Below are 19,992 nucleotides of genomic sequence, written 5' to 3'. Positions count from 1 at the left end.
CTCCAGGAGCACTCGGAAGCCGCACCTGAAGCACCCGGAAGCCGCTCCGGTAGCTACTCCTGCGCGGCCTGTGTGCCCTGCGCCGCCCGGTGGCGCTTGATCGCCGCGTCGCGCTTCCGCACGTACCAGATGCCGATGAGCCCGAGGCCCGCGCCGGCCAGGCAGGTCCACACCCACGAGGTCGCGTTGTGGTCGGCGAACCAGCCGTAGAAGGGCACCTGGACGAGGAACAGGACGAACCAGAGGATCGTGCCGCCGGTGATGGTGGCGACGACGGGCCCCTCAAGGGGCTCGGGTGCCTCGTGCTTCGGTGTCCACTTCGCCATGCGGCTCAGTCTAGGCCGCCGGTTTGGTTGTCTACGCGCGGAGATGGACTGGCGTTCGTTTATCTGTTCATACTGAAACGGTTTGCCTCCGGCAGGTTCCCTTCGTATGAACCGCCAAAAGGGACGCATTTTTCTCTCGAAGAGGAACCCACCCCCATGAGTACGACGGCCCCCGCCAAGGCCACTCCGGAAGCGCAGAGCCCCCAGGGTCCCGTCTCCGGTCTCGACCGTTTCTTCAAGATCACGGAGCGCGGCTCCACTGTAGCCCGTGAGATCCGGGGCGGCTTCGCCACCTTCTTCGCGATGGCCTACATCATCGTGCTGAACCCGATCATCCTCGGCAGCGCCAAGGACATGTACGGGCACCAGCTCGACGGTGGCCAGCTCGTCACCGCGACCGTCCTGAGCGCGGCCCTCACCACGCTCCTCATGGGCGTCATCGGCAACGTGCCGATCGCGCTGGCCGCCGGCCTCGGGGTCAACACGGTCGTCGCGCTGCAGCTCGCGCCGAAGATGTCCTGGCCGGACGCCATGGGCATGGTCGTCCTCGCCGGCCTCGTCGTGATGCTCCTCGTCGCGACCGGCCTGCGCGAGCGCGTCATGAACGCGGTCCCGGCCGGCCTGCGCAAGGGCATCGCGATCGGCATCGGCCTGTTCATCATGCTGATCGGCCTCGTCGACTCGGGCTTCGTCTCCCGCATCCCCGACGCCGCGCACACCACGGTCCCGCTCCAGCTCGGCGGCACCGGCCACCTCACCGGCTGGCCCGTGATGATCTTCATCCTGGGCACGCTGCTCACGCTCGCGCTGATCGTCCGCAAGGTGCCGGGCGCGATCCTGATCTCCATCGTCGTGATGACGATCGTGGCCATGGTGGTCAACGCCGTCGTCGACGTCCCGTCCTGGGGCCTCACCACCCCGGAGTGGCCCGGCAACCCGGTCGCCAGCCCCGACTTCGGCCTGTTCGGCTCGTTCAGCCTGTTCGGCGGTTTCCACAAGGTCGGCGTGCTGACGGGCGTCCTCTTCGTCTTCACCGTCCTGCTGTCCTGCTTCTTCGACGCCATGGGCACGATCCTCGGCGTCGGCGACGAGGCCAAGCTGATGGACAAGGACGGCAACTTCCCGGGCATCAACAAGGTCCTGCTCGTCGACGGCTTCGCCGTCGCCACCGGCGGCGCCACCTCCTCCTCCGCCACCACCTGCTTCGTGGAGTCCACGGCCGGTGTCGGCGAGGGGGCCCGGACGGGCCTCGCCTCGGTGGTGACCGGCGCGCTGTTCTCGGTCGCGCTGTTCCTCACGCCGCTCGCCACGATGGTGCCGTCGCAGGCGGCCACGCCCGCGCTGCTCGCGGTGGGCTTCCTGATCCTGGCCGGGTCGGTCAAGGAGATCGACTGGAGCGACTACACCATCGCCATGCCGGCCTTCCTGGCCATGGTGATGATGCCGTTCACGTACTCGATCACCAACGGCATCGGCATCGGCTTCATCGCCTTCACCCTGCTGCGGCTCGCGGCCGGACGGGGCCGCGAGGTCCCGGTGGCGATGTACGTCGTGTCGGCGGTCTTCGTCTTCTACTACGCGATGCCGGCGCTCGGCCTGACCTGAGCCAGGTCCGGGTCCGTGCGGTCCCGGGGCGCGTCGGAGGCCCCGTAGAACTTCTCCGTCTCCTCGACCGCGGTCTTGAACCGCTCGTCGAAATCCTCGCGAATGAGCGTCCGGGCGACATAGTCCTGGACGCTCATTCCGCGTCTGGCGGCGTGTCCGCGGAGCCGTTCGAGCAGCTCTCCGTCGATGCGCAGGCTGAGCACGGTCGAATCCATGCCCGTCAGGTTCGCGCCGGGGAAGGGCCGCGTGCGTCACTTTCCGGATCGCTCTCACTCATTTGGGTGACAGATTGCGCCACGGTGTTTTCAGCCCGGGCCCCCGATTGGTCTTTAGAAAGAGTAATGAGTTACGCTAAGGACATGCCTGACCTGTCCCATGGCGACGTCACCGCCGACGACGCCGCGGCCGTGAACGCGATCCGCAGCGCCGTGATGCGGCTGAGCCGGCGCCTGAAGCACCAGCGCGTCGACGAGTCGCTGAGCCCGACCGAGATGTCGGTGCTCGGCACCCTGTCGCTCTGCGGCTCGGCCACCCCCGGTGAGCTGGCCCGCAAGGAGCACGTCCAGCCGCCGTCGATGACCCGCATCGTCGCGCTGCTCGAAGCCAAGGGTCTGGTCAGGCTCGAGCCGCATCCCGACGACCGGCGGCAGAAGGTGGTCAGGCAGACCGAGCAGGCGGAGTCCATGCTGGAAGAGTCCCGCCGCAAACGGAACGCCTGGCTCGCCACCCTCGCCGAAGGTCTGGACGAGGACGAGTGGGCCAAGCTTCGCGCGGCCGCCCCGGTCCTGGAGAAGCTCGCACACCTCTAGCACCGATGGCCGAGGAGGCGACGCACTTTGAGTACGGGACCCGGAGCAGACTCCGCACCCGTCCATAAACCCGCACACTATTCGCGTGCGAGCGGAGGGGCCCGCAAGGGAACCTTCTCCTCGCTCGGGATCCGGAACTACCGGCTGTTCTTCAGTGGAGCGATCGTCTCCAACACCGGTACGTGGATGGCCCGGATCACCCAGGACTGGCTGGTCCTGAGCCTCACCGGCTCCGCCGCCGCCGTCGGCATCACGACGGCGCTCCAGTTCCTGCCGATGCTGCTGTTCGGCCTGTACGGCGGTGTCATCGCCGACCGCTACCCGAAGCGCCGCATCCTCCTCGCCAGCCAGACCGCGCTCGGACTGTGCGGCCTGACCCTGGCCCTGCTGACCCTGACCGGCCAGGTCCAGGTCTGGCACGTGTACCTGATCGCCTTCCTGCTCGGCATGGTCACCGTGGTCGACAACCCGGCCCGGCAGTCCTTCGTCTCCGAGATGGTCGGCCCGGCGCAGCTGCGCAACGCGGTCTCGCTGAACTCGGCGAACTTCCAGTCCGCCCGCCTCGTCGGCCCCGCCGTCGCCGGTGTGCTGATCTCCACGGTGGGCAGCGGCTGGGCGTTCCTCATCAACGCGCTGTCCTTCCTCGCGCCGATCGCCGGCCTGCTGCTGATGCGGACGAGCGAACTCCACAAGGTGGAGCGCGCCCCGCGCGGCAAGGGCCAGCTGCGGGAGGGACTGAAGTACGTGGCCGGGCGCCCGGACCTGATCTGGCCGATCGTCCTCGTCGGCTTCGTCGGCACCTTCGGGTTCAACTTCCCGATCTGGCTGACCGCCTTCTCCGGCGAGGTCTTCCACGTCGGCGCCGGTACGTACGGCTTCCTCAACACGCTCATGGCCGCCGGCTCCCTCGTCGGCGCCCTCCTCGCGGCGCGCCGCGGCTCGACCCGGCTGCGCATGCTGGTGGTCGCGGCGGGCGTCTTCGGCGTCCTGGAGATCGCGGCGGCCCTGTCGCCCGCGTTCTGGCTGTTCGCGCTGCTGCTCGTGCCGATCGGCATGATCGGCCTCACGGTCAACATCAGCGCCAACTCCGCCGTCCAGATGGCGACGGACCCGGTCATGCGCGGCCGCGTGATGAGCCTCTACATGATGGTCTTCGCCGGCGGCACCCCGATCGGCGCGCCGCTCCTCGGCTGGGTCACCGACACCTACGGCGCGCGCGTCGGCTTCGCGACGGGCGGTCTGGTCTCCCTGCTCGCGGCGGCCGCCATCGGCCTGGTCCTGGCCCGGGTGGGCGGCCTGAAGGTGGCGATGGGCTGGCACCACGGCCACCCGACGGTCCGCTTCGTCCCGCAGGAGCGCGAGCCGGCACTGGCGCCGGCGGCGTAGGACGTACGGGGCGGGGCCCCCTTTCGGGCCCACGCCCCGTACTCCCGCCCGGCCTCAGACCCGCCGCTCCAGCACCTGCCCCGGCCACTCGCCCACCGCGAACGCCTCCGTCCGGGTGAACCCCTGCCGCTCGTAGTACTCCACGAGCCGCCCCTCGCTCCCCGCGAAGCAGTCCACCCGCAGCAGCGACACGCCCGCCTGCCGCGTCACCTCCGCCGCGTGCGCGAGCAGCGCCGCGCCCACGCCGTGCCCGTGGAAGCGCCCGTCCGTGGCGAGGAAGCGCACGTAGCGCTCCGGCTCGTCCGCCGCGGCCACGTACCCGCCCGGGTGCGGCGTGAGGGTGAGCGTGCCGACCGGGACGCCGTCGAGCTCGGCGATCCACGGGTCGCCCTCCGCCGCCAGCTGCTCGATCGTCTCGACCGTCTTCGGCCGCGAGCTGAACGGCTCGGTGCCCCACTGCGCGGTGATGCCCCGCTCGTTCAGCCAGACCACCGCGCTGTCGAATATCGCGAGCATCGCGGGGACGTCCGCCGTGCCGCCCTGCCTGATCCTGATCCCGTTGTCCATCCGGCAGAGGCTAGCCCGGGCGCGGGCGGCGCCCGCTCCGCCCCGGCGCCTGCCACACTCGCCTCATGAGGCTTTTCGCCGCCGTCGTCCCGCCGCCCGCGCAGCTCGCCGAGCTCGCTCGCGAGGTCGACCGCCTCGCCCACCTGCCCGACGCCGACCGCCTGCGCTGGACCTCGCGCCCGGGCTGGCACTTCACGCTCGCGTTCATGGGCGAGGTCGACGAGGAGCTGCTGCCGGACCTGGGCGCCCGGCTCGGCCGGGCGGCGCACCGCACGGCGCCGTTCCCGCTGCGGCTGCACGGCGGAGGGCACTTCGGGCGGGCGGTGCTGTGGACGGGCGCGGCGGGCGACCTGGACGAGATGCGGCTCCTCGCCGAGCGCGCCGACGCCGCCGCCCGCCGCGCCGGCGTCCCGATGGACGAGCACCGCCGCTACCAGGCCCACCTCACCGTCGCCCGCGCCCGCGGCCGCACCCGCGCCGACGAGGTCGACCTGCGCCCGTTCGTCGCCGCCATGGCCGACTTCGAGGGCGCCCGCTGGCAGGTCGAGGAGCTGGCCCTGATCCGCAGCAACCTCCCGGGCGGCGGCACCCCGGGCGCCCAGCCCCGCTACGAGACGGTCGCTTCGTGGCCGCTGGGCGCGCCAGGTTAACCTCGATGCGTGGACCCGAAAACCCGTAACCGGATCATGGCCGGTGTGCTCGTGCTGATGTTCGCGATCGTCGCGGTGGCGTCGGTGGTCGGCCAATAGGGCGATGACCCCGGGGGCCCGAAACCGACGCTTGCTTCGAGTTCACTCGAAGGCGTTGGCTTGGTGCGCATGGAGTACACGCAGCTCGGACGCACGGGACTCAAGGTCAGCCGACTCGTCCTCGGGACGATGAACTTCGGCCCGCAGACGGACGAATCGACCAGTCACGCCATCATGGACGCCGCCCTCGACGCGGGCCTCAACTACTTCGACACGGCCAACGTCTACGGCTGGGGCGAGGAGAAGGGCCGCACCGAGGAGATCATCGGCTCGTGGTTCGCCAAGGACCCGGCCCACCGCGACAAGGTGGTCCTGGCCACCAAGGTGTACGGGAACATGGGGCCGGACGGGCCTGCCTGGCCCAACCACGACAAGCTCTCCGCGGTGAACATCCGCCGGGCCGTCGAGGCCAGCCTCAAGCGGCTCGGCACGGACTACATCGACATCTACCAGTTCCACCACGTCGACCGCCTGACGCCCTTCGAGGAGATCTGGCAGGCGATCGACGTACTGATCCAGCAGGGCAAGATCCTCTACGCCGGCTCGTCCAACTTCCCCGGCTACAAGATCGCCCAGGCCAACGAGGCCGCCGCCCGCCGCGGGACGGTCGGCCTGGTCAGCGAGCAGTGCCTCTACAACCTCTACGAGCGGCGCGCCGAGATGGAGGTGATCCCGGCCGCCCAGGAGTACGGCCTCGGCGTCATCCCCTGGTCCCCGCTGCACGGCGGCGTCCTCGGCGGCGTCATCCGCAAGGAGGTCCAGGGCGGCCGCCGCGCCTCCGGCCGGGCCGCGGACCTGCTCGCCGACCCGGCGCAGCGCGCCCGTATCCAGGCGTACGAGGACCTGCTCGACAAGCACGGCCTGGACCCGGCCGAGACGGCCCTCGCCTGGCTGCTCACCCGCCCGGGCGTCACGGGACCGATCGTCGGCCCGCGCACCCCGGAGCAGCTCCAGGGCGCCCTGCGCGCGCTCGACGTCGAGCTGGGCGAGGAGCTCCTCGCCTCCCTCGACGAGATCTTCCCGGGCCCGGGCCCGTCCCCGGAGGCGTTCGCCTGGTGACGGTGACGGTGACGGTGACGGCGGTGGCCTGACCGCAGGGTCCGGGCGCACCCGGGCGGCGTGACCCGCGCCGCCCGGGTGCGCCCGGCGGGCGATCATGGGCGCATGAACAGCACCAGGAAGAACATCGGTTCGGGATCGCCGCTGGAGCCGGAGATCGGTTTCTCCCGCGCCGTCCGCAAGGGCTCCCACGTCGCCGTGGCCGGCACCGCGCCCATCGCGGACGACGGGACCACCGCCGGCGTCGGTGACGTCCACGCCCAGACCGTCCGCTGCATCGACATCGCCGAGACCGCGCTGAAGGCCGCCGGTGCCTCGCTCGACGACGTCGTACGCACCCGGATCATGCTCACCGACATCACCACCTGGAAGGAGGCGGCCAAGGCCCACGGCGAGCGGTTCGCCGGCATCCGCCCGGTGACCACCTTCGTCGAGGTGTCCCGGTTCATCGACCCCGACTGGCTGGTGGAGATCGAGGTCGACGCGGTGACGGACGACGGTCAGTAGCGGTACAGGCCGCCGAGCCCCCACGCCTGGTGCATGGCGTCCGCGAAGGCCGCCGCCAGCTTGTGCTCGCCGGTCGGACCCGGGTGCGTGCCGTCGTACGTGTCGGCGTGGATGTCGTACGACTCCGGGACCGACGCGAGCAGCAGCGGCGAGGCCGCCGTGTCCAGGTCGGCGACCGTCTTCGCGAGCAGCTCGTTGAAGCGGGCGCACTCGGCGGCGAAGGGGGCGTCGTACTCGGCGCGCACGTTCGGGATGACGGGCAGCAGCACCGCCCGCACCCGCGGGTTCGCGGCGCGCGCGGCCGCGAGGAAGGCGCGGACGTTCTCGGCGGTCTGGTCGCTGTTGGTGTAGAAGCCGAGGTCGATCAGGCCCAGCGAGATCAGCAGCACGTCCGCGCCGGCCGCCGTCACCGCGTCCCCGACGAGCGGCGCCATGTGCAGCCAGCCCTCGCCCCAGCCGGCCAGATGGCGGCGGGCGGCCGCCGGGAAGCCGGGATCGGCGTACGCGTCGGAGGTCGCGGCGTCGTCGGCCGGCTCGTACAGCGTGGTGCGCGGCCCCACGATCGCGTACCCGCCGGGGCCGGGCAGCACGGCCTCCAGGTGCCGCCACATCCGGTAGCGCCAGGTGAAGTCGCCGGCGCGTCCGACGGTCATGCTGTCGCCGACGAACAGAAAACGCATGGTCGACATCATCACCGACGATCATCGGCGCCGGAGCGCGGCGGCGACGTGATCCCGGACACCAGGGGCCGGCCGCCCCGCGCGTGGCAGGCTTGCTGCCATGCGATCTGCCGTGCCGCGCGTCCTCGGTGCCACCGCCGCCCTCGTCCTCGCCATGGCCGCGCCGGTGGCCGCGGCGGCCGACGGAGACGGCCCCGACCGGGACTTCACCATCGAGGACCCGCGGATCACCGAGTCCAGCGGCCTCGCCGCCAGCCACGCGCACCCCGGCGTCTACTGGACGCACAACGACCAGGACGCGCCCCTGATCTACGGCGTCGACTCCCGTACGGGACGGACCGTCGCGACCCTCACCATGTCGGGCGTCGGCACCCCGCGCGACATGGAGGGCATCTCCGTCGGCCCGGACGGCGACATCTACGTCGGCGACATCGGCGACAACCTCGACGGCTCCTGGGACCACGTCTGGATCTACCGCTTCCCCGAGCCGAAGGAGCTCCGCGACCAGACCGTCCGGGCCACCCAGTACGACGTGAAGTACGCCGACGGCGCCCGCAACGCCGAGGCCCTGATGGTCCATCCGAAGACCGGCCGGGTCTACATCGCCAGCAAGAACCAGAAGGGCGGCGGCCTCTACGAGGGCCCGGAGCGGCTCTCCGCCTCCCGGACGAACGTCTTCCGCCGCGTCGGCGAGGTCCCCTGGGTGACCGACGGCGCCTTCTCCCCGGACGGCGACCGGCTCGTCCTGCGCGGCTACTTCGCGGCCGAGGAGTACGCCTGGAGGAACGGCCGCCTCGCCGACGACGGCACCGCCGTCGCCGCGCCCTTCCAGGGCCAGGCCGAGTCCGTGACGTACACGCCGGACGGCTCGGCCTTCATGTTCGGCTCCGAGGGGAAGAACAGCAGGGTGATCCGCGTCGACCGGGCGGGCGTGACCCCGTCGCCCGGCGCCACGGGCACCGGCCCGGGAAGCCCGGGGAACCCGAAGACCCCCGGCACCGGTTCGGCCGCCACCGGCGGCGGCCAGGGCCAGGGCAACGCCACGCTGGGCTTCGTCGTCCTGGGCCTGGCGGCCGTCGCGGTCGTCGGTCTCAGGCGGATGTTCCGCCGGGGCTGAGGCGCGGCGGGCACGACGAGGGCCCGGCCGCGGACGTGACGTCCGCGGCCGGGCCCCTCGGCGACCAGATGTCAGAGCTGACCGATGACGTAGTCGATGCAGGCCGTGAGCGCCCGCACGTCCGCCGGGTCGATCGCCGGGAACATCGCGATGCGCAGCTGGTTGCGGCCCAGCTTGCGGTACGGCTCGGTGTCCACGATGCCGTTGGCGCGCAGCGCCTTGGCGACGGCGGCCGCGTCGATGTCGTCGGAGAAGTCGATCGTGCCGATGACCTGCGAGCGCTTCGCGGGGTCGGTGACGAACGGCGTCGCGTACTTGGACTCCTCGGCCCAGCCGTACAGCGCGTCCGAGGACTCCTTCGTACGGGCCACGGCCCAGTCCAGACCGCCCTGGCCGTTGATCCACTTCAGCTGCTCGTCGAGCAGGAAGAGGGTCGCGAGCGCCGGGGTGTTGTACGTCTGGTTCTTCAGCGAGTTGTCGATCGCGGTCGGCAGGCTGAAGAACTCCGGGATGTGCCGGCCCGACTCGTGGATCTTCTTCGCGCGCTCGAGCGCGGCCGGCGAGAACGCGGCCAGCCACAGACCGCCGTCGGCGGCGAAGGACTTCTGCGGCGCGAAGTAGTAGACGTCCGTCTCGGTGATGTCGACCGGCAGACCGCCGGCGCCCGAGGTCGCGTCGACAAGGACGAGCGCGCCCTCGTCGGCGCCCGCGACCCGCTTCAGCGGGGCGGCGACACCGGTGGAGGTCTCGTTGTGGGTGAAGGCGTAGACGTCGACGCCCGCCTCGGCGACCGGCTCCGGGTGGGTGCCCGGGTCGGAGGAGACGACGGTCGGCTCGGCCAGCCACGGGGCCAGCTTCGCGGCCTTCGCGAACTTCGACGAGAACTCGCCGAAGGTGAGGTGCTGCGACTTGTTCTCGATGAGACCGTGCGTCGCGATGTCCCAGAAGGCGGTCGAGCCGCCGTTGCCCAGGATCACCTCGTAGCCCTCGGGCAGCGAGAACAGGTCACTGATGCCGGCACGCACCTCGCCGACCAGGTTCTTGACCCGGGCCTGGCGGTGGGAGGTACCGAGGTAGGAGGTGCCGGTGGCGGCCAGGGCGTCCAGCGCCTCCGTACGCACCTTGGAGGGGCCCGCGCCGAAACGGCCATCGGCGGGCTTCATGTCAGCGGGAATCTGGATATCGGCCACGAGGCGGAGCGTATCGGGTCGGGAGAGCGGGATCGCGGGATGTCCGCCCGTTGGGACGACGACTGAGACATTCTGTAGTGGTGGGATCACACAAGAATTCGGCGGGGGAGAGGGCACCCGAGCCGGTGGCCGGGCGGGCGCCGGAGCGGGCGGCGGAGCCGGGCGGTGAGCTGGCGCACGCGCTGCGCGCCGCCGTCTCCGGCGACGTCGACTTCTCCACCACCGCCCGCGCCCTGACCTCGATGGACGCCTCCAACTACCGGCGCGTCCCGCTCGGCGTCGTCGCCCCGCGCGACGCCGACGACGTCGCCGCCGCCCTCGCCGTGTGCCGTACGTACGGGGTGCCGGTCGTCGCCCGCGGCGGCGGCACCTCCATCGCCGGGCAGGCCACCGGCACGGGCGTCGTGCTCGATCTCACCCGCCACATGCGGGACGTCGTGTCCCTCGACCCCGAGGCGCGCACCGCCGTCGTCCGGCCCGGACTCGTCCTCGACCGGCTGCGGGACGCGGCCCGCCCGTACGGCCTGACCTTCGGCCCCGACCCGTCCACGCACAGCCGCTGCACCCTCGGCGGCATGATCGGCAACAACGCGTGCGGCGCGCACTCGGTGGCGTGGGGGACCACCGCCGACAACGTACGGGCCCTTGACGTCGTGACGTACGACGGCCGGCGGCTCTCCCTCGGGAAGAAGTGGCAGGGCGCACCGGCCGGGCTGCGGGAGCTGGTGGAGAGCCGGCTCGCGCTGCTGCGCACCGGCTACCCGGAGGGCCTGCCGCGCCGCATCTCCGGCTACGCGCTCGACGCGCTGCTGCCGGAGCGCGGCGCGGACGTGGCCCGCTTCTTCTGCGGGAGCGAGGGCACGCTCGGGGTGGTGACGGAGGCGACGGTGCGGCTTGTGCCCCTGCCGGCGGAGCCCGTCCTGGTGGTTCTCGGGTACGTGGACGAGAGCGCGGCCGCGGACGCGGCGGCCGGGCTGCTGGCGTTCGGGCCGCTGACCGTCGAGGGGATGGCCACCGACCTCGTACGGGACGGGGCGGCGGCCGGGCTGCCGCGCGGCGGGGCCTGGCTGTTCGTCGAGAGGGACGGCGCGGGACCGGCCGCCGAGCTGGTGCGTGCGGCGGACGCCCTGGACGCCCTGGTGGTGCGGGACCCGGCAGGGCAGCGGGCGTTGTGGCGGATCCGCGAGGACGCGGCGGGTACGGCGACACGGACACCGGAAGGGGGAGAGGCGTGGCCGGGCTGGGAGGACTGCGCGGTGCCGCCGGCCCGCCTCGGCTCGTACCTCCGCGAATTCCGTTCGCTGCTGCGGAGGTTCGGGCTACGAGGTGTGCCGTACGGGCACTTCGGCGACGGCTGCGTCCACGTCCGCATCGACTTCGACCTGTGGACGCGGGAGGGCGTGGCGCGCTTCCGGGAGTTCTCGGCGGAGGTCGCCGACCTGGTGGTGGCGCACGGCGGTTCGCTGTCCGGCGAGCACGGGGACGGGAAGGCGCGGGCGGAGCTGCTGCCGAAGATGTACGGGGACGAGCTCGTCGCCCTGTTCGGCGCGGTCAAGGACCTGTGGGACCCGGACGGCGGGCTGAACCCGGGGATGCTGGTGCGGCCGGAACCGCTGGACTCGGGGCTGCGGTTCACCGGGCTGCCGGTCGTGAGCCGGGGCGCGGGTCCGGCGGTCGTGGGGCGGGGCGCGGGTCCGGCGGTCGTGGGGCGGGGCGCGGAGCACGGTGCGGGGCGGGGCGCGGAGGCGGTGGCGCACCTCGGGCGGGAGGCGGCCCGGTGTGTGGGCGTGGCCAAGTGCCGGGCGGACGGCCCGGGTTCGGGGACGGGCGTGATGTGTCCCTCGTACCGGGCCACCGGCGAGGAGAAGCACTCCACGCGTGGCCGGGCCCGTCTGCTCCACGAGATGGCGCTCGGCGAGACGATCACCGACGGGCTGCGCTCGGAGGAGGTCCGGGACGCCCTCGACCTGTGTCTGTCCTGCAAGGGCTGCCGCAGCGACTGCCCCGTGGGCGTCGACATGGCGGCGTACAAGGCGGAATTCCTGCACGGCCACTATGCCGGGCGGCGCGCCCTGAAGCGGCCGCGCTCGCACTGGACGATGGGCGGACTGCCGCACTTGCTCGACCTGTTCGGGCCGCGGCTGAACGTGGCCTTGAGGCTGCCGTTCGCCGCGAGGATCGCGGGTGTCACGCCGGAACGGGCCATGCCGAGGGTGGCCGCGCAGTCCTTCGTGTCCTGGTTCGGCGAACGCGCCTCCGACCGTCCGCCCGCGCTCACGCTCTGGCCGGACACCTTCACCGACCACCTCGCCCCGCACGTCGGCGCCGCGGCGGTGCGGGTCATGGAGGCGGCGGGCCTCGGGGTGGCGCTGCCGCCGGGCCGGGTCTGCTGCGGACTCACGTATGTGTCGACGGGCCGGCTCGACGCGGCGCGCCGGGTCATGCGGCGGACGCTGGACGTCATGGCGGGTGCGGGCGCGGGTGCGGATGGCAGCGGCGAGCTTGGGGCCGAGCCCGGGGCCGTGGCCGGGGCCGGTGCCGAGCCCGGGGCCGCCTCGCACCTGGACCTGCCGGTGGTGGTCCTGGAACCGTCCTGCGCGGCGGCCCTGCGCACCGACCTCCCCGAGCTGCTGCCCGACGACCCGCGCGCGGCCCGGCTCGCCGCCTCCGTCCGCACCTTCGCCGAGGCCCTGGAGGAGCTCGCCCCCGACTGGACCCCGCCCCGCCTCGACCGCCCGGTCGCCGGCCAGACGCACTGCCACCAGCACGCGGTCCTCGGTGACGCGGCGGAGCGCCGCCTCCGCCGAAAGGCGGGTCTGGAAGGGGAGTTGACGGGCGGCTGCTGCGGTCTGGCGGGCAACTTCGGCTTCGAGCCGGGGCACTACGAGGTGTCGATGGCCTGCGCGGAGGACCAGCTGCTGCCTGCGCTGCGGGCCGCGCCGGCGGACGCGGTGGTCCTGGCGGACGGCTTCTCCTGCCGTACGCAGATCACGCACGCGACCCGGGACCGCCACCCGCACCACTTGGCGGAGGTCCTGGCGGAGGCGCTCGACGAGGAGTGACCGGGTGACTAGCCGATGCTCAGCGCGTCCTCGGCGTTGTCCACCCACGGGGTGACGGAGGACTTGTCCGAGACGTTGAAGCCGGGGGTGGAGGCCTTGAGCGGCGTCTGCGTCAGGTCGGACTCGGTGTCCATGGTCAGCTTGATGTACGACACGGTCTTGCTGCCCGCCCCGGCCGCGCCGCCCATCAGGCCCGCGTACGCCGTCTGCCCCGGCTTCAGGTGCAGCTCGTTCCCGATGCCGGGCGCGGTGCCCACCTGGTGCGCCGCCCCGTCGAGGTCGCCGAAGGTGACGATCGGGTGCCCGATCGCCGTGCAGGTCTTGGCGGACTTGTTGGTGATCTTCAGCAGGTAGCTGCTGGTGGTGGGCTCGGCGAGCTCCGCCTTGAACGTCACGTCGAAGGTGCTGCACGGGAAGACGTCGTAGTCGGGGTCGGTCGACGGCTTCGCGGTCTTGGTGGGCGCGCTGGTCGGCTTCGGCGCCTTGGGCTTGGGCGCGGCCGGCTTCGACGGGGCCGTCGTCGGCGCGTCCGTCGTCGGCGCGCCCGTCGTCGCGGAGGACGTGGCGGACGGCGCGGCGGGGGTGGTCGGCGCGCCGGCCGCGCCGTCCTCGGACGGCCCGCAGGCGGTCAGGCCGAGCGCGGACACGGCGACGAGGACGACGGCGGCTCTGCGGACGGTGCTCATGGCGGTTCTCCCCCGATGACGAGGCGCGTGCGGCGTGCTCGCGCTGTGGTGAGAACAGGATCCCGTGGCAGTTTCACAACTTGGTGACGACGCCTTTCCGAATTCACCACGGTTCGGCCCACGCCGGTTCGCCAGCCGCCGGGGTGTCGGCCCGTCAGGTCGATGGCGCCCCGCCCCCCTCGGCCCCGCACCTACCCCGGTCCCGCACCCCGGCCCCGCACCTACCCCGGTCCCGCACCCCGGCCCCGCACCTACCCCGGTCCCGCGCACCTACCGGTCGCCCTCCCGCACGATCTGCCGCGCCAGCTCCACCAGTGCCCCCGTCGCCGGGTGCCGGTCGCCGTCCCGCCAGGCGAGCAGGACCGGGAGGGGTGGTGCGTCGGGCAGGGGGCGGTAGGTGACGCCCGGGTGGGGGTGGAGGGCGGCGGTGGAGGCGGCGGAGACGCCGATGCCACGGCCCGCGGCGATCGCGGTGAGCCAGTCGTCGGTGTTGGCGACGGTGAGGGTGGAGCGGGGGCGGGTGGTCGGGGGCCAGAGGTCGAGGGTGGTGGTGCCGGAGACCGGGTTGAGGATCGCGGTCTGCCCCGCCAGGTCCGCCAGGGTCAGGGTGTCGCGGGTGGCGAGCGGGCTGTCCGCGGGCACCGCCGCCACCCGCCGCTCGGTGAGGAGTTCCTCGGCGGCCAGGCCGGGGATCTCCACGGGGCCGCGGAGCAGCGCCGCGTCGACCTCGCCGCGGAGCAGGCCGGCCGTGCGGTCGTCGATGCGGAGGAGTTCGAGCGGGGTCTCGGGGTGTTCGCGCTGCCAGCGGCGCAGCAGCGGAGTGGTGTACGGGCCGAAGGCCGACCAGGCGTGGCCGAGGCGGAGCGGGCGGTGGCGGAGCCGTGCGGGGTCGACGGCCGCGTCGAACGCGGCGACGGCCGCCGCGGCCCGGTCACGGACGTCGCGTCCCTCGGGTGTGAGCGACACGTGGTGGGTGGAGCGGTCGACGAGCCGCGCCCCCATGTGCTTCTCGAACGCCGCGAGGGTGCGGGACACGGCGGGCTGGGTGAGGTGCAGCCGGGCGGCGGCCCGGGTCAGGTTGCCCTCCTCGGCGATGGCCAGAAAGCAGCGGAGGTGGCGGAGCTCGATGCTCGTACGGCTCATGCGTGCGGAGCATAAGCGCAGCGCAACCGGCATTTCACATGCCGCGCGGGGGCTCTTAGCGTGAAGGGTGGAGTCTTGAACCAGCAGTGCATTACTCTGGACTTCATAGTCCACTCCAGTGGACTGGATCATGATCAAGGCAAGGAGCACGCCGGTGGACAGCCCGGTCAAGGACATACCCGCGGCCTCAGTCACCGCCCCCGTCGCGCCCACCGCCTCCACCGCACACGCGGCAGCGCGCACCGCCCGTGCCGGCGCCGCCGGCCGTCTCGGGCCCGTCGCGCTCGTCGTCGCCGGCGGTCTCTCCGTGCAGTTCGGCTCCGCCGTCGCCGTCCTGCTCATGCCCCGCGCCGGCGCCCTCGGCGTCGTCACCCTGCGGCTCGTCCTCGCCGCCGCCGTGCTCCTGATCGCCTGCCGGCCCAAGGTCCGCGGCTACAGCCGCGCCGACTGGGGCACCGTGCTCGCCTTCGGCGCCGCCATGTCCGGCATGAACATCCTCTTCTACCTCTCCGTCGACCGGATCCCGCTCGGCGCCGCCGTCACCCTGGAGGTGCTCGGCCCGCTCGCGCTCTCCGTCGTCGCCTCCCGCCGTCTGGTCAACCTCCTCTGGGCCGGCCTCGCCCTCGTCGGCGTCGCCCTCCTCAGCGGCGTCACCAGCGGCGGCCTCGACCGGCTGAACCCGGCCGGCGCCTGCTTCGCGCTCGCCGCGGGCGCCATGTGGGCCACGTACATCGTCTTCAGCGCCCGGACCGGCCGCCGCTTCCCGCAGGCGGACGGCCTCGCCCTCGCGATGGCCGTCGGCGCGGTGATCAGCCTGCCGTTCGGCATCACGGAGGCGGGCGACCGGCTCCTCGTCCCGTCGACGATCGGCCTGGGCCTCGCCGTCGCGCTGATGTCCTCGGTCCTGCCGTACACCCTCGAACTGCTCGCCCTGCGCCGCCTGCCCGCCCCCACCTTCGCCATCCTCATGAGCCTGGAACCGGCCATCGCCGCCACCGCCGGCTTCCTCGTCCTCCACCAGGCGCTTGGCCTGACGGACGCGCTCGCGATCGCGCTCGTGATCGCGGCGAGCATGGGCGCGGTGCGCACCCAGGTGTCCCGCCCGGCCCGCCGTTCCGACTGACTCAGTGCCGGCTGCGGCTGCGGACTCGCCTGCGGTTACGGGACAGCAGGACGCCCGTCGTCAGGAGGACCACCGCTCCCGCCGCGGCCCCGGCGGAGCCGCTGCCGGTGTCCGCCAGGCTGCCGCCGGGCGAGGAGGACGAGGGTGAGGCCGTCGGTGTGGGGGTCGGCGTCGGGGTGGGCCTGGTCGGCTTGGCGGTCGGCGCCGGTGTCGGGGTCGGCGTCGGCTTCGCCGGCTTCAGGACCTTGACCACGAGCTCGTCCTGGTCGTTCTCCTTCACCTTGTCGCCTGCCGGGGGCATGTACAGCCGCGCCGGCACCTTGTGTGTCTTCCCCGCCGAGCCCTCGGCGAAGTTCCAGGTGAAGGGGAAGGACACGCTCTTCCCGGGCGCGAGGTCCGCGTACTCCTCGCAGATCGCCGTGCCCGGGTCCCACCAGCAGCGCTTGTCGTTGCTCTTCGGCGCGTTGCCGTAGCCGTTGTAGACCGCCACCACGACCTCGGCGGCCGTGCCCGGGCCGTTGTTGGTGACGACGAGCTCGGCCGTGAAGTCCTTCCCGGGGCGCACGGACGCCGAGCCCGGCTTCCAGGTGACGGCGAGGTCGGCGCCCTCGGCGGCCGTGACCGTGGCGGTCGCGGTGTCGTTCCCCGGCTCGGTGTCGGTCGCGCCGACGGGGGTGACCGTGCCGGTGAGGGTGAGTTCGCGGCCGACGGGCACGTCCTCGTCGACCCGGAGCGCGACGGGCAGGCCTTCCTCGCCGGGGGACAGCGGCTTCCGGCCCGGGCAGGTGAACGACCGGCCGTCGGCGCTCGGCCTGCAGCCGAACCCGCTGCCGGTCGCCGCGTACGTGATGCCGGCGGGCAGCCGGACCGTCACGTCCACCTTCTCCACCGCCCCCGACACGACCCTGCCGCCGACCCGGAGGTCGAAGGAGCCGCCCGGTACGACCGAGGCCAGGCTCGTCTTGAGCGAGGCCGCCACGTCGACCGGATCCGCGACCGGGGCGGCCGGGGCGGCCGCCGGGGGCGAGGCCGTGTCCGTGGCAGTGGCCGCGGGAGCCGTCGGGTCCGCCTGGGCCGCCGTGACCGGAACAGCCAGGAGGAGAGCGGCCGTTGCTCCGACCGCTGCCGTTCTGAAGCGCATGACCTGTCCTTGCCCGTGCGTCGAAGCTGCTGGGACGGAGGGTTGGACAACCGGTCATGGCCGAGGGTTGTACGGCGGCGTCAGGAAGCCGGCTCGCGGGCCCTTCGGCCCTCCGGCCCTACGGCGCCTGCAGGGCGTCCACCACCACCATCCGCCGCACCCGACGCGCCGGCAGCACCGAGGCCGCGACGCCCGTCGCGACCGTGGCGGCGAGGAGGGCCAGGACCGTCAGGGCCGTGCCGCCCGAGGAGACGAGGACCGCGAGCGGGGAGATGCGGCCGGCCATGACGGAGCGGGCGGCCAGTGTGCCGTAGACCAGGCCGAGGAGGGTGCCGGCGAGGGCGCCCGTGAGGGCCAGGAGGACGGATTCCAGGGTGAGCATGCGGCGCAGCTGCTCGCCCGCGAGCCCGATGGCCCGCAGCATGCCGAACTCGCGGGTCCGCTCCTCCACCGTCAGCATCAGGGTCGCCGCCACGCCCAGCGCCGCGATGGTCATCGAGAAGCCGAGCAGCACGGTGACCACGAGCATCAGCCGGTCCAGCATCGAGCGGACGATGGTCGCGTCGGAGCCGGTGTCGGCGATGCGGATGCCCGGGTACGGGGTGAGGGCGCGGTCGAGCGCGGTGCGGGCGTCGGCGTGGGAGACGCCGTCCGCCGGGTTGACCAGCACGGTCGACAGGCGTGCGCCGCCCGGCGCCGCCAGCCGGTCGAAGGTCGCGCCCGTCACGTACAGCGTCGCGTCCGGGAACAGCGCCGTGGGCAGCGTCTCCCCGCCGGAGCCCCGGACGGTCCGCAGCCCGGGGACGGTTCCGTAGCCGAGCGCCTCCCCGGCCCTGAGAGAACGCGCCGCCGCCATGCCCTCCGCGTCCGGGTTGAGGCCGGCCGGGTCGGCGGTGGCGACGACCGTGGTGCCACGGCCGCCCGCCGGGCCCGTCGCCGTGCGGCCCGGTGCCGTATCGCCGGTCGGCGTGCGGAGCGTCGCCGTGCGGACCGGCGTCGTCGTCAGCGCGTGCTCGGCGCGCAGGGCGGTGAGGGCGTCGGCGGGTACGGGCGCGCCGTCGGCGTCCAGGGCGAAGACGGCGGGCATGCGGTCGGCCAGCATCTCCTCCAGGCCGCCCTTGGTGATGTCGATCGCGGTCACCGCCGACACGGCGACCGTGACGCCCACGAGCATCGCGGAGGCGGCGGCGCTGGTGCGGGCGGCATTGGCGCGCAGCTGCTGGACGGAGAGGCGCCCGACGGTGCCGAAGGGGCGGCGCAGGGCGAGGCCGATCAGGGCGACGAGCGGCGGCAGCACGTACTTCCCGTAGCGCAGGACGGCGAAGAAGGTGAGGATCGCGCCTCCCGTGACGGCGAGGAGCGAGAGCGCGGAGCCGCCGAACGCGCCGAGGACGAGGAGTCCGGCGCCGGCCACCAGCATCAGGACGGAGGCGACCTCGCGGACGGCCCGGCTCCCGGGCTCCGGGAGCGTCGCGGTGCCGCTCGCCGCGAGCGCGGCGACCGGCGGGACGGCGGAGGCGGCCCGGGCGGGGCGGCGCACCGCCCAGAGGGTGAGCAGCACGCCGAAGATCCCGCCGAGCACGAAGGTCCAGCGGCCCGGCATCAGGGAGATCTCGGCGGGCCCGAGGTCGGCGAGGCCGTTCAGGAGCGCGGTGCCGAGTGCGCAGGCGCCGGCGCCCGCCGCGAGACCGGCCGCGGAGGCGAGCAGGCCGAGCAGCAGACCCTGGCGGCGGATGAGCCGGCGGACCTGGTCGCGGTCGGTGCCGACGCAGCGCAACAGGGCGAGCTGCCGGGCGCGTTGGGCGAGGACGACGGAGAAGGTGTTGGTGACGACCATGCGGGCGACGGCCATCGCGATGAGGACGAAGGAGAGGGCGGCGGTGAGCACGACCGCGTACATCGTCCTGCCGCTCTGCCGCGCCTCCTCGACCGCCCCGGCGTGCGTCCGGGCCGCGACCCCGGCGCCCAGTTCCGCCTTGACGGCCTTGGCGACGGCGAGCGCGTCGGCGCCCGGGCGCAGGGCCAGGTCGAGGTGGGTGGCGCGCAGGCCGGTGGCGTAGGTGGCGGTGTCGGCGTACGGGACGCCGATGGCGGGCCGGGAGCCGAGCGCCTGCGAGGCGGAGGTGTCGAGCAGGCCGGTGAGGCGCACGTCGGCGGTACCGCCGGCCGCTCTGGTGAGCCGTACGGTGTCGCCGACCCGGGCGCCGGCGCGGGCCGCGCTGTCCTGGTCGAGGGCGATCTCGCCCGCGCGCTCGGGCCAGGCGCCGTCGGCGAGCCGCTGCCAGCGCAGGGCCGGGTCGGCGGCGACGGAGGTGACGAGCGCCCGGTCGTCGAGCGGGCGGCCGGAGGGCGTGACGACGTTGGCGTGGCCGGTCAACCGCTCGGCGACGGCCGCCACTTGGGGCACCCGCGCGGCCCTGGCCGCCGCGTCCTTCGGCAGTGTGCCGCCCGGGAGGCCGTCGCGCGGGGTGACCTGGACGGCCGCCTCGCCGACGTCGGCCGCCGCAGACTGCTCGTACGACTGCACGAGCGCGCCCGCGCCGCCGACGGACAGCACGAGGAAGGCCACGCCGACGGCGACGGCGGCGCCGGTGAGGACGAGTTGGCGCAGCTGGGCGCGGAAGTCCTTGAGCGTGAAGGACAGCAGGGAGGGGGAGGACGGCATGGCCTCCACGCTAGGAGCGGGCGACGGCCTGACGCGGCGCCATGAAGCACGATTCGGGGTCATCCCGGAGTCGTCGCGGCAGGGGTGGGCGTACCTCTGCGGGATGACCCCGGTGCGGGATGAGCCCCGGTGCGGGATGACCCCGGCGGCCGCGCCGAATTCAAAAAGCAAGCACGC

General features: G+C 73.3%; 18 protein-coding genes. 9 read left to right on the top strand and 9 right to left on the bottom strand.

From position 1 onward, the window contains the following. Window positions 1-53 precede the first annotated feature (53 nt). Window positions 54-326, bottom strand: coding sequence for a DUF2530 domain-containing protein (locus tag ACIRSU_RS31505; RefSeq protein WP_403799406.1), 273 nt, complete (start codon window positions 324-326; stop codon window positions 54-56). 156 nt (window positions 327-482) lie between these two features. Between ACIRSU_RS31505 and ACIRSU_RS31500 the strand changes: the two genes are divergently transcribed. After that, window positions 483-1,931: an NCS2 family permease gene (locus tag ACIRSU_RS31500; RefSeq protein ID WP_403799403.1), complete on the top strand. Its 1,449-nt coding sequence runs from the start codon at window positions 483-485 to the stop codon at window positions 1,929-1,931. Here ACIRSU_RS31500 and ACIRSU_RS31495 read toward each other — a convergent pair. Further along, a complete protein-coding gene (locus ACIRSU_RS31495) occupies window positions 1,901-2,146 on the bottom strand; it encodes a hypothetical protein (RefSeq protein ID WP_403799401.1) in 246 nt (81 codons plus the stop codon). The two genes, ACIRSU_RS31500 and ACIRSU_RS31495, sit on opposite strands and share 31 nt — an antisense overlap. A 144-nt stretch (window positions 2,147-2,290) precedes the next feature. On the opposite strand from ACIRSU_RS31495, the gene ACIRSU_RS31490 reads away from it, so the two are divergent. Next, on the top strand, window positions 2,291-2,740 hold the full coding sequence (locus tag ACIRSU_RS31490) for a MarR family winged helix-turn-helix transcriptional regulator (protein WP_403799398.1): 450 nt from the start codon (window positions 2,291-2,293) through the stop codon (window positions 2,738-2,740). A 27-nt stretch (window positions 2,741-2,767) separates the two neighbouring features. Next, a complete protein-coding gene (locus ACIRSU_RS31485) occupies window positions 2,768-4,126 on the top strand; it encodes an MFS transporter (protein WP_403799395.1) in 1,359 nt (452 codons plus the stop codon). Window positions 4,127-4,180: 54 nt separating this feature from the next. On the opposite strand, the gene ACIRSU_RS31480 is transcribed toward ACIRSU_RS31485, so the two are convergent. Then, complete coding sequence (locus ACIRSU_RS31480) at window positions 4,181-4,693, bottom strand: GNAT family N-acetyltransferase (protein ID WP_403799393.1); 513 nt, start codon at window positions 4,691-4,693, stop codon at window positions 4,181-4,183. 65 nt (window positions 4,694-4,758) lie between these two features. Here ACIRSU_RS31480 and thpR point away from each other — a divergent pair, with 65 nt between their 5' ends. The 3 genes from thpR to ACIRSU_RS31465 all read left to right on the top strand — a co-directional run bounded on the left by thpR (window position 4,759) and on the right by ACIRSU_RS31465 (window position 7,008). Next, on the top strand, window positions 4,759-5,343 hold the full coding sequence (thpR, locus tag ACIRSU_RS31475) for an RNA 2',3'-cyclic phosphodiesterase (protein ID WP_403799391.1): 585 nt from the start codon (window positions 4,759-4,761) through the stop codon (window positions 5,341-5,343). Window positions 5,344-5,511: 168 nt separating this feature from the next. After that, window positions 5,512-6,501: an aldo/keto reductase gene (locus ACIRSU_RS31470; RefSeq protein WP_403799390.1), complete on the top strand. Its 990-nt coding sequence runs from the start codon at window positions 5,512-5,514 to the stop codon at window positions 6,499-6,501. 105 nt (window positions 6,502-6,606) lie between these two features. Continuing rightward, a complete protein-coding gene (locus ACIRSU_RS31465; protein ID WP_403799388.1) occupies window positions 6,607-7,008 on the top strand; it encodes a RidA family protein in 402 nt (133 codons plus the stop codon). Here the strand turns inward: ACIRSU_RS31465 and ACIRSU_RS31460 are convergent. Next, window positions 7,002-7,688 (bottom strand): GDSL-type esterase/lipase family protein, encoded by a 687-nt coding sequence (locus ACIRSU_RS31460; protein WP_403799385.1) that lies wholly within the window; start codon window positions 7,686-7,688, stop codon window positions 7,002-7,004. The genes ACIRSU_RS31465 and ACIRSU_RS31460 overlap by 7 nt on opposite strands. A 100-nt stretch (window positions 7,689-7,788) precedes the next feature. Between ACIRSU_RS31460 and ACIRSU_RS31455 the strand changes: the two genes are divergently transcribed. Further along, a complete protein-coding gene (locus ACIRSU_RS31455) occupies window positions 7,789-8,805 on the top strand; it encodes a WD40 repeat domain-containing protein (RefSeq protein ID WP_403799384.1) in 1,017 nt (338 codons plus the stop codon). Window positions 8,806-8,876: 71 nt separating this feature from the next. On the opposite strand, the gene serC is transcribed toward ACIRSU_RS31455, so the two are convergent. Then, complete coding sequence (gene serC, locus ACIRSU_RS31450) at window positions 8,877-9,995, bottom strand: phosphoserine transaminase (protein WP_403799381.1); 1,119 nt, start codon at window positions 9,993-9,995, stop codon at window positions 8,877-8,879. Between the two features lie 125 nt (window positions 9,996-10,120). Between serC and ACIRSU_RS31445 the strand changes: the two genes are divergently transcribed. Then, window positions 10,121-13,057, top strand: a complete 2,937-nt coding sequence (locus ACIRSU_RS31445; protein WP_403800073.1) for an FAD-binding and (Fe-S)-binding domain-containing protein — start codon at window positions 10,121-10,123, stop codon at window positions 13,055-13,057. A gap of 8 nt (window positions 13,058-13,065) precedes the next feature. On the opposite strand, the gene ACIRSU_RS31440 is transcribed toward ACIRSU_RS31445, so the two are convergent. Next, window positions 13,066-13,743, bottom strand: a complete 678-nt coding sequence (locus ACIRSU_RS31440; protein WP_403799378.1) for a DUF4232 domain-containing protein — start codon at window positions 13,741-13,743, stop codon at window positions 13,066-13,068. 270 nt (window positions 13,744-14,013) lie between these two features. After that, a complete protein-coding gene (locus ACIRSU_RS31435; RefSeq protein WP_403800070.1) occupies window positions 14,014-14,919 on the bottom strand; it encodes a LysR family transcriptional regulator in 906 nt (301 codons plus the stop codon). A 142-nt stretch (window positions 14,920-15,061) separates the two neighbouring features. Here ACIRSU_RS31435 and ACIRSU_RS31430 point away from each other — a divergent pair, with 142 nt between their 5' ends. After that, the gene (locus ACIRSU_RS31430; protein ID WP_403800067.1) at window positions 15,062-16,009 is read left to right on the top strand and encodes an EamA family transporter; all 948 of its coding nucleotides are present in this window, start codon (window positions 15,062-15,064) and stop codon (window positions 16,007-16,009) included. A 1-nt stretch (window position 16,010) separates the two neighbouring features. Here ACIRSU_RS31430 and ACIRSU_RS31425 read toward each other — a convergent pair whose 3' ends face one another. Beyond that, the gene (locus tag ACIRSU_RS31425) at window positions 16,011-17,150 is read right to left on the bottom strand and encodes a hypothetical protein (RefSeq protein WP_403799376.1); all 1,140 of its coding nucleotides are present in this window, start codon (window positions 17,148-17,150) and stop codon (window positions 16,011-16,013) included. Window positions 17,151-17,268: 118 nt separating this feature from the next. After that, window positions 17,269-19,815: an FtsX-like permease family protein gene (locus tag ACIRSU_RS31420; RefSeq protein ID WP_403799373.1), complete on the bottom strand. Its 2,547-nt coding sequence runs from the start codon at window positions 19,813-19,815 to the stop codon at window positions 17,269-17,271. Window positions 19,816-19,992: the final 177 nt, after the last annotated feature.

Origin of the sequence: Streptomyces sp. NPDC101160 (genome assembly GCF_044768205.1) — a bacterium.
GTDB lineage: Bacteria > Actinomycetota > Actinomycetes > Streptomycetales > Streptomycetaceae > Streptomyces.
This window is presented reverse-complemented; position numbering and strand designations above follow the sequence as displayed.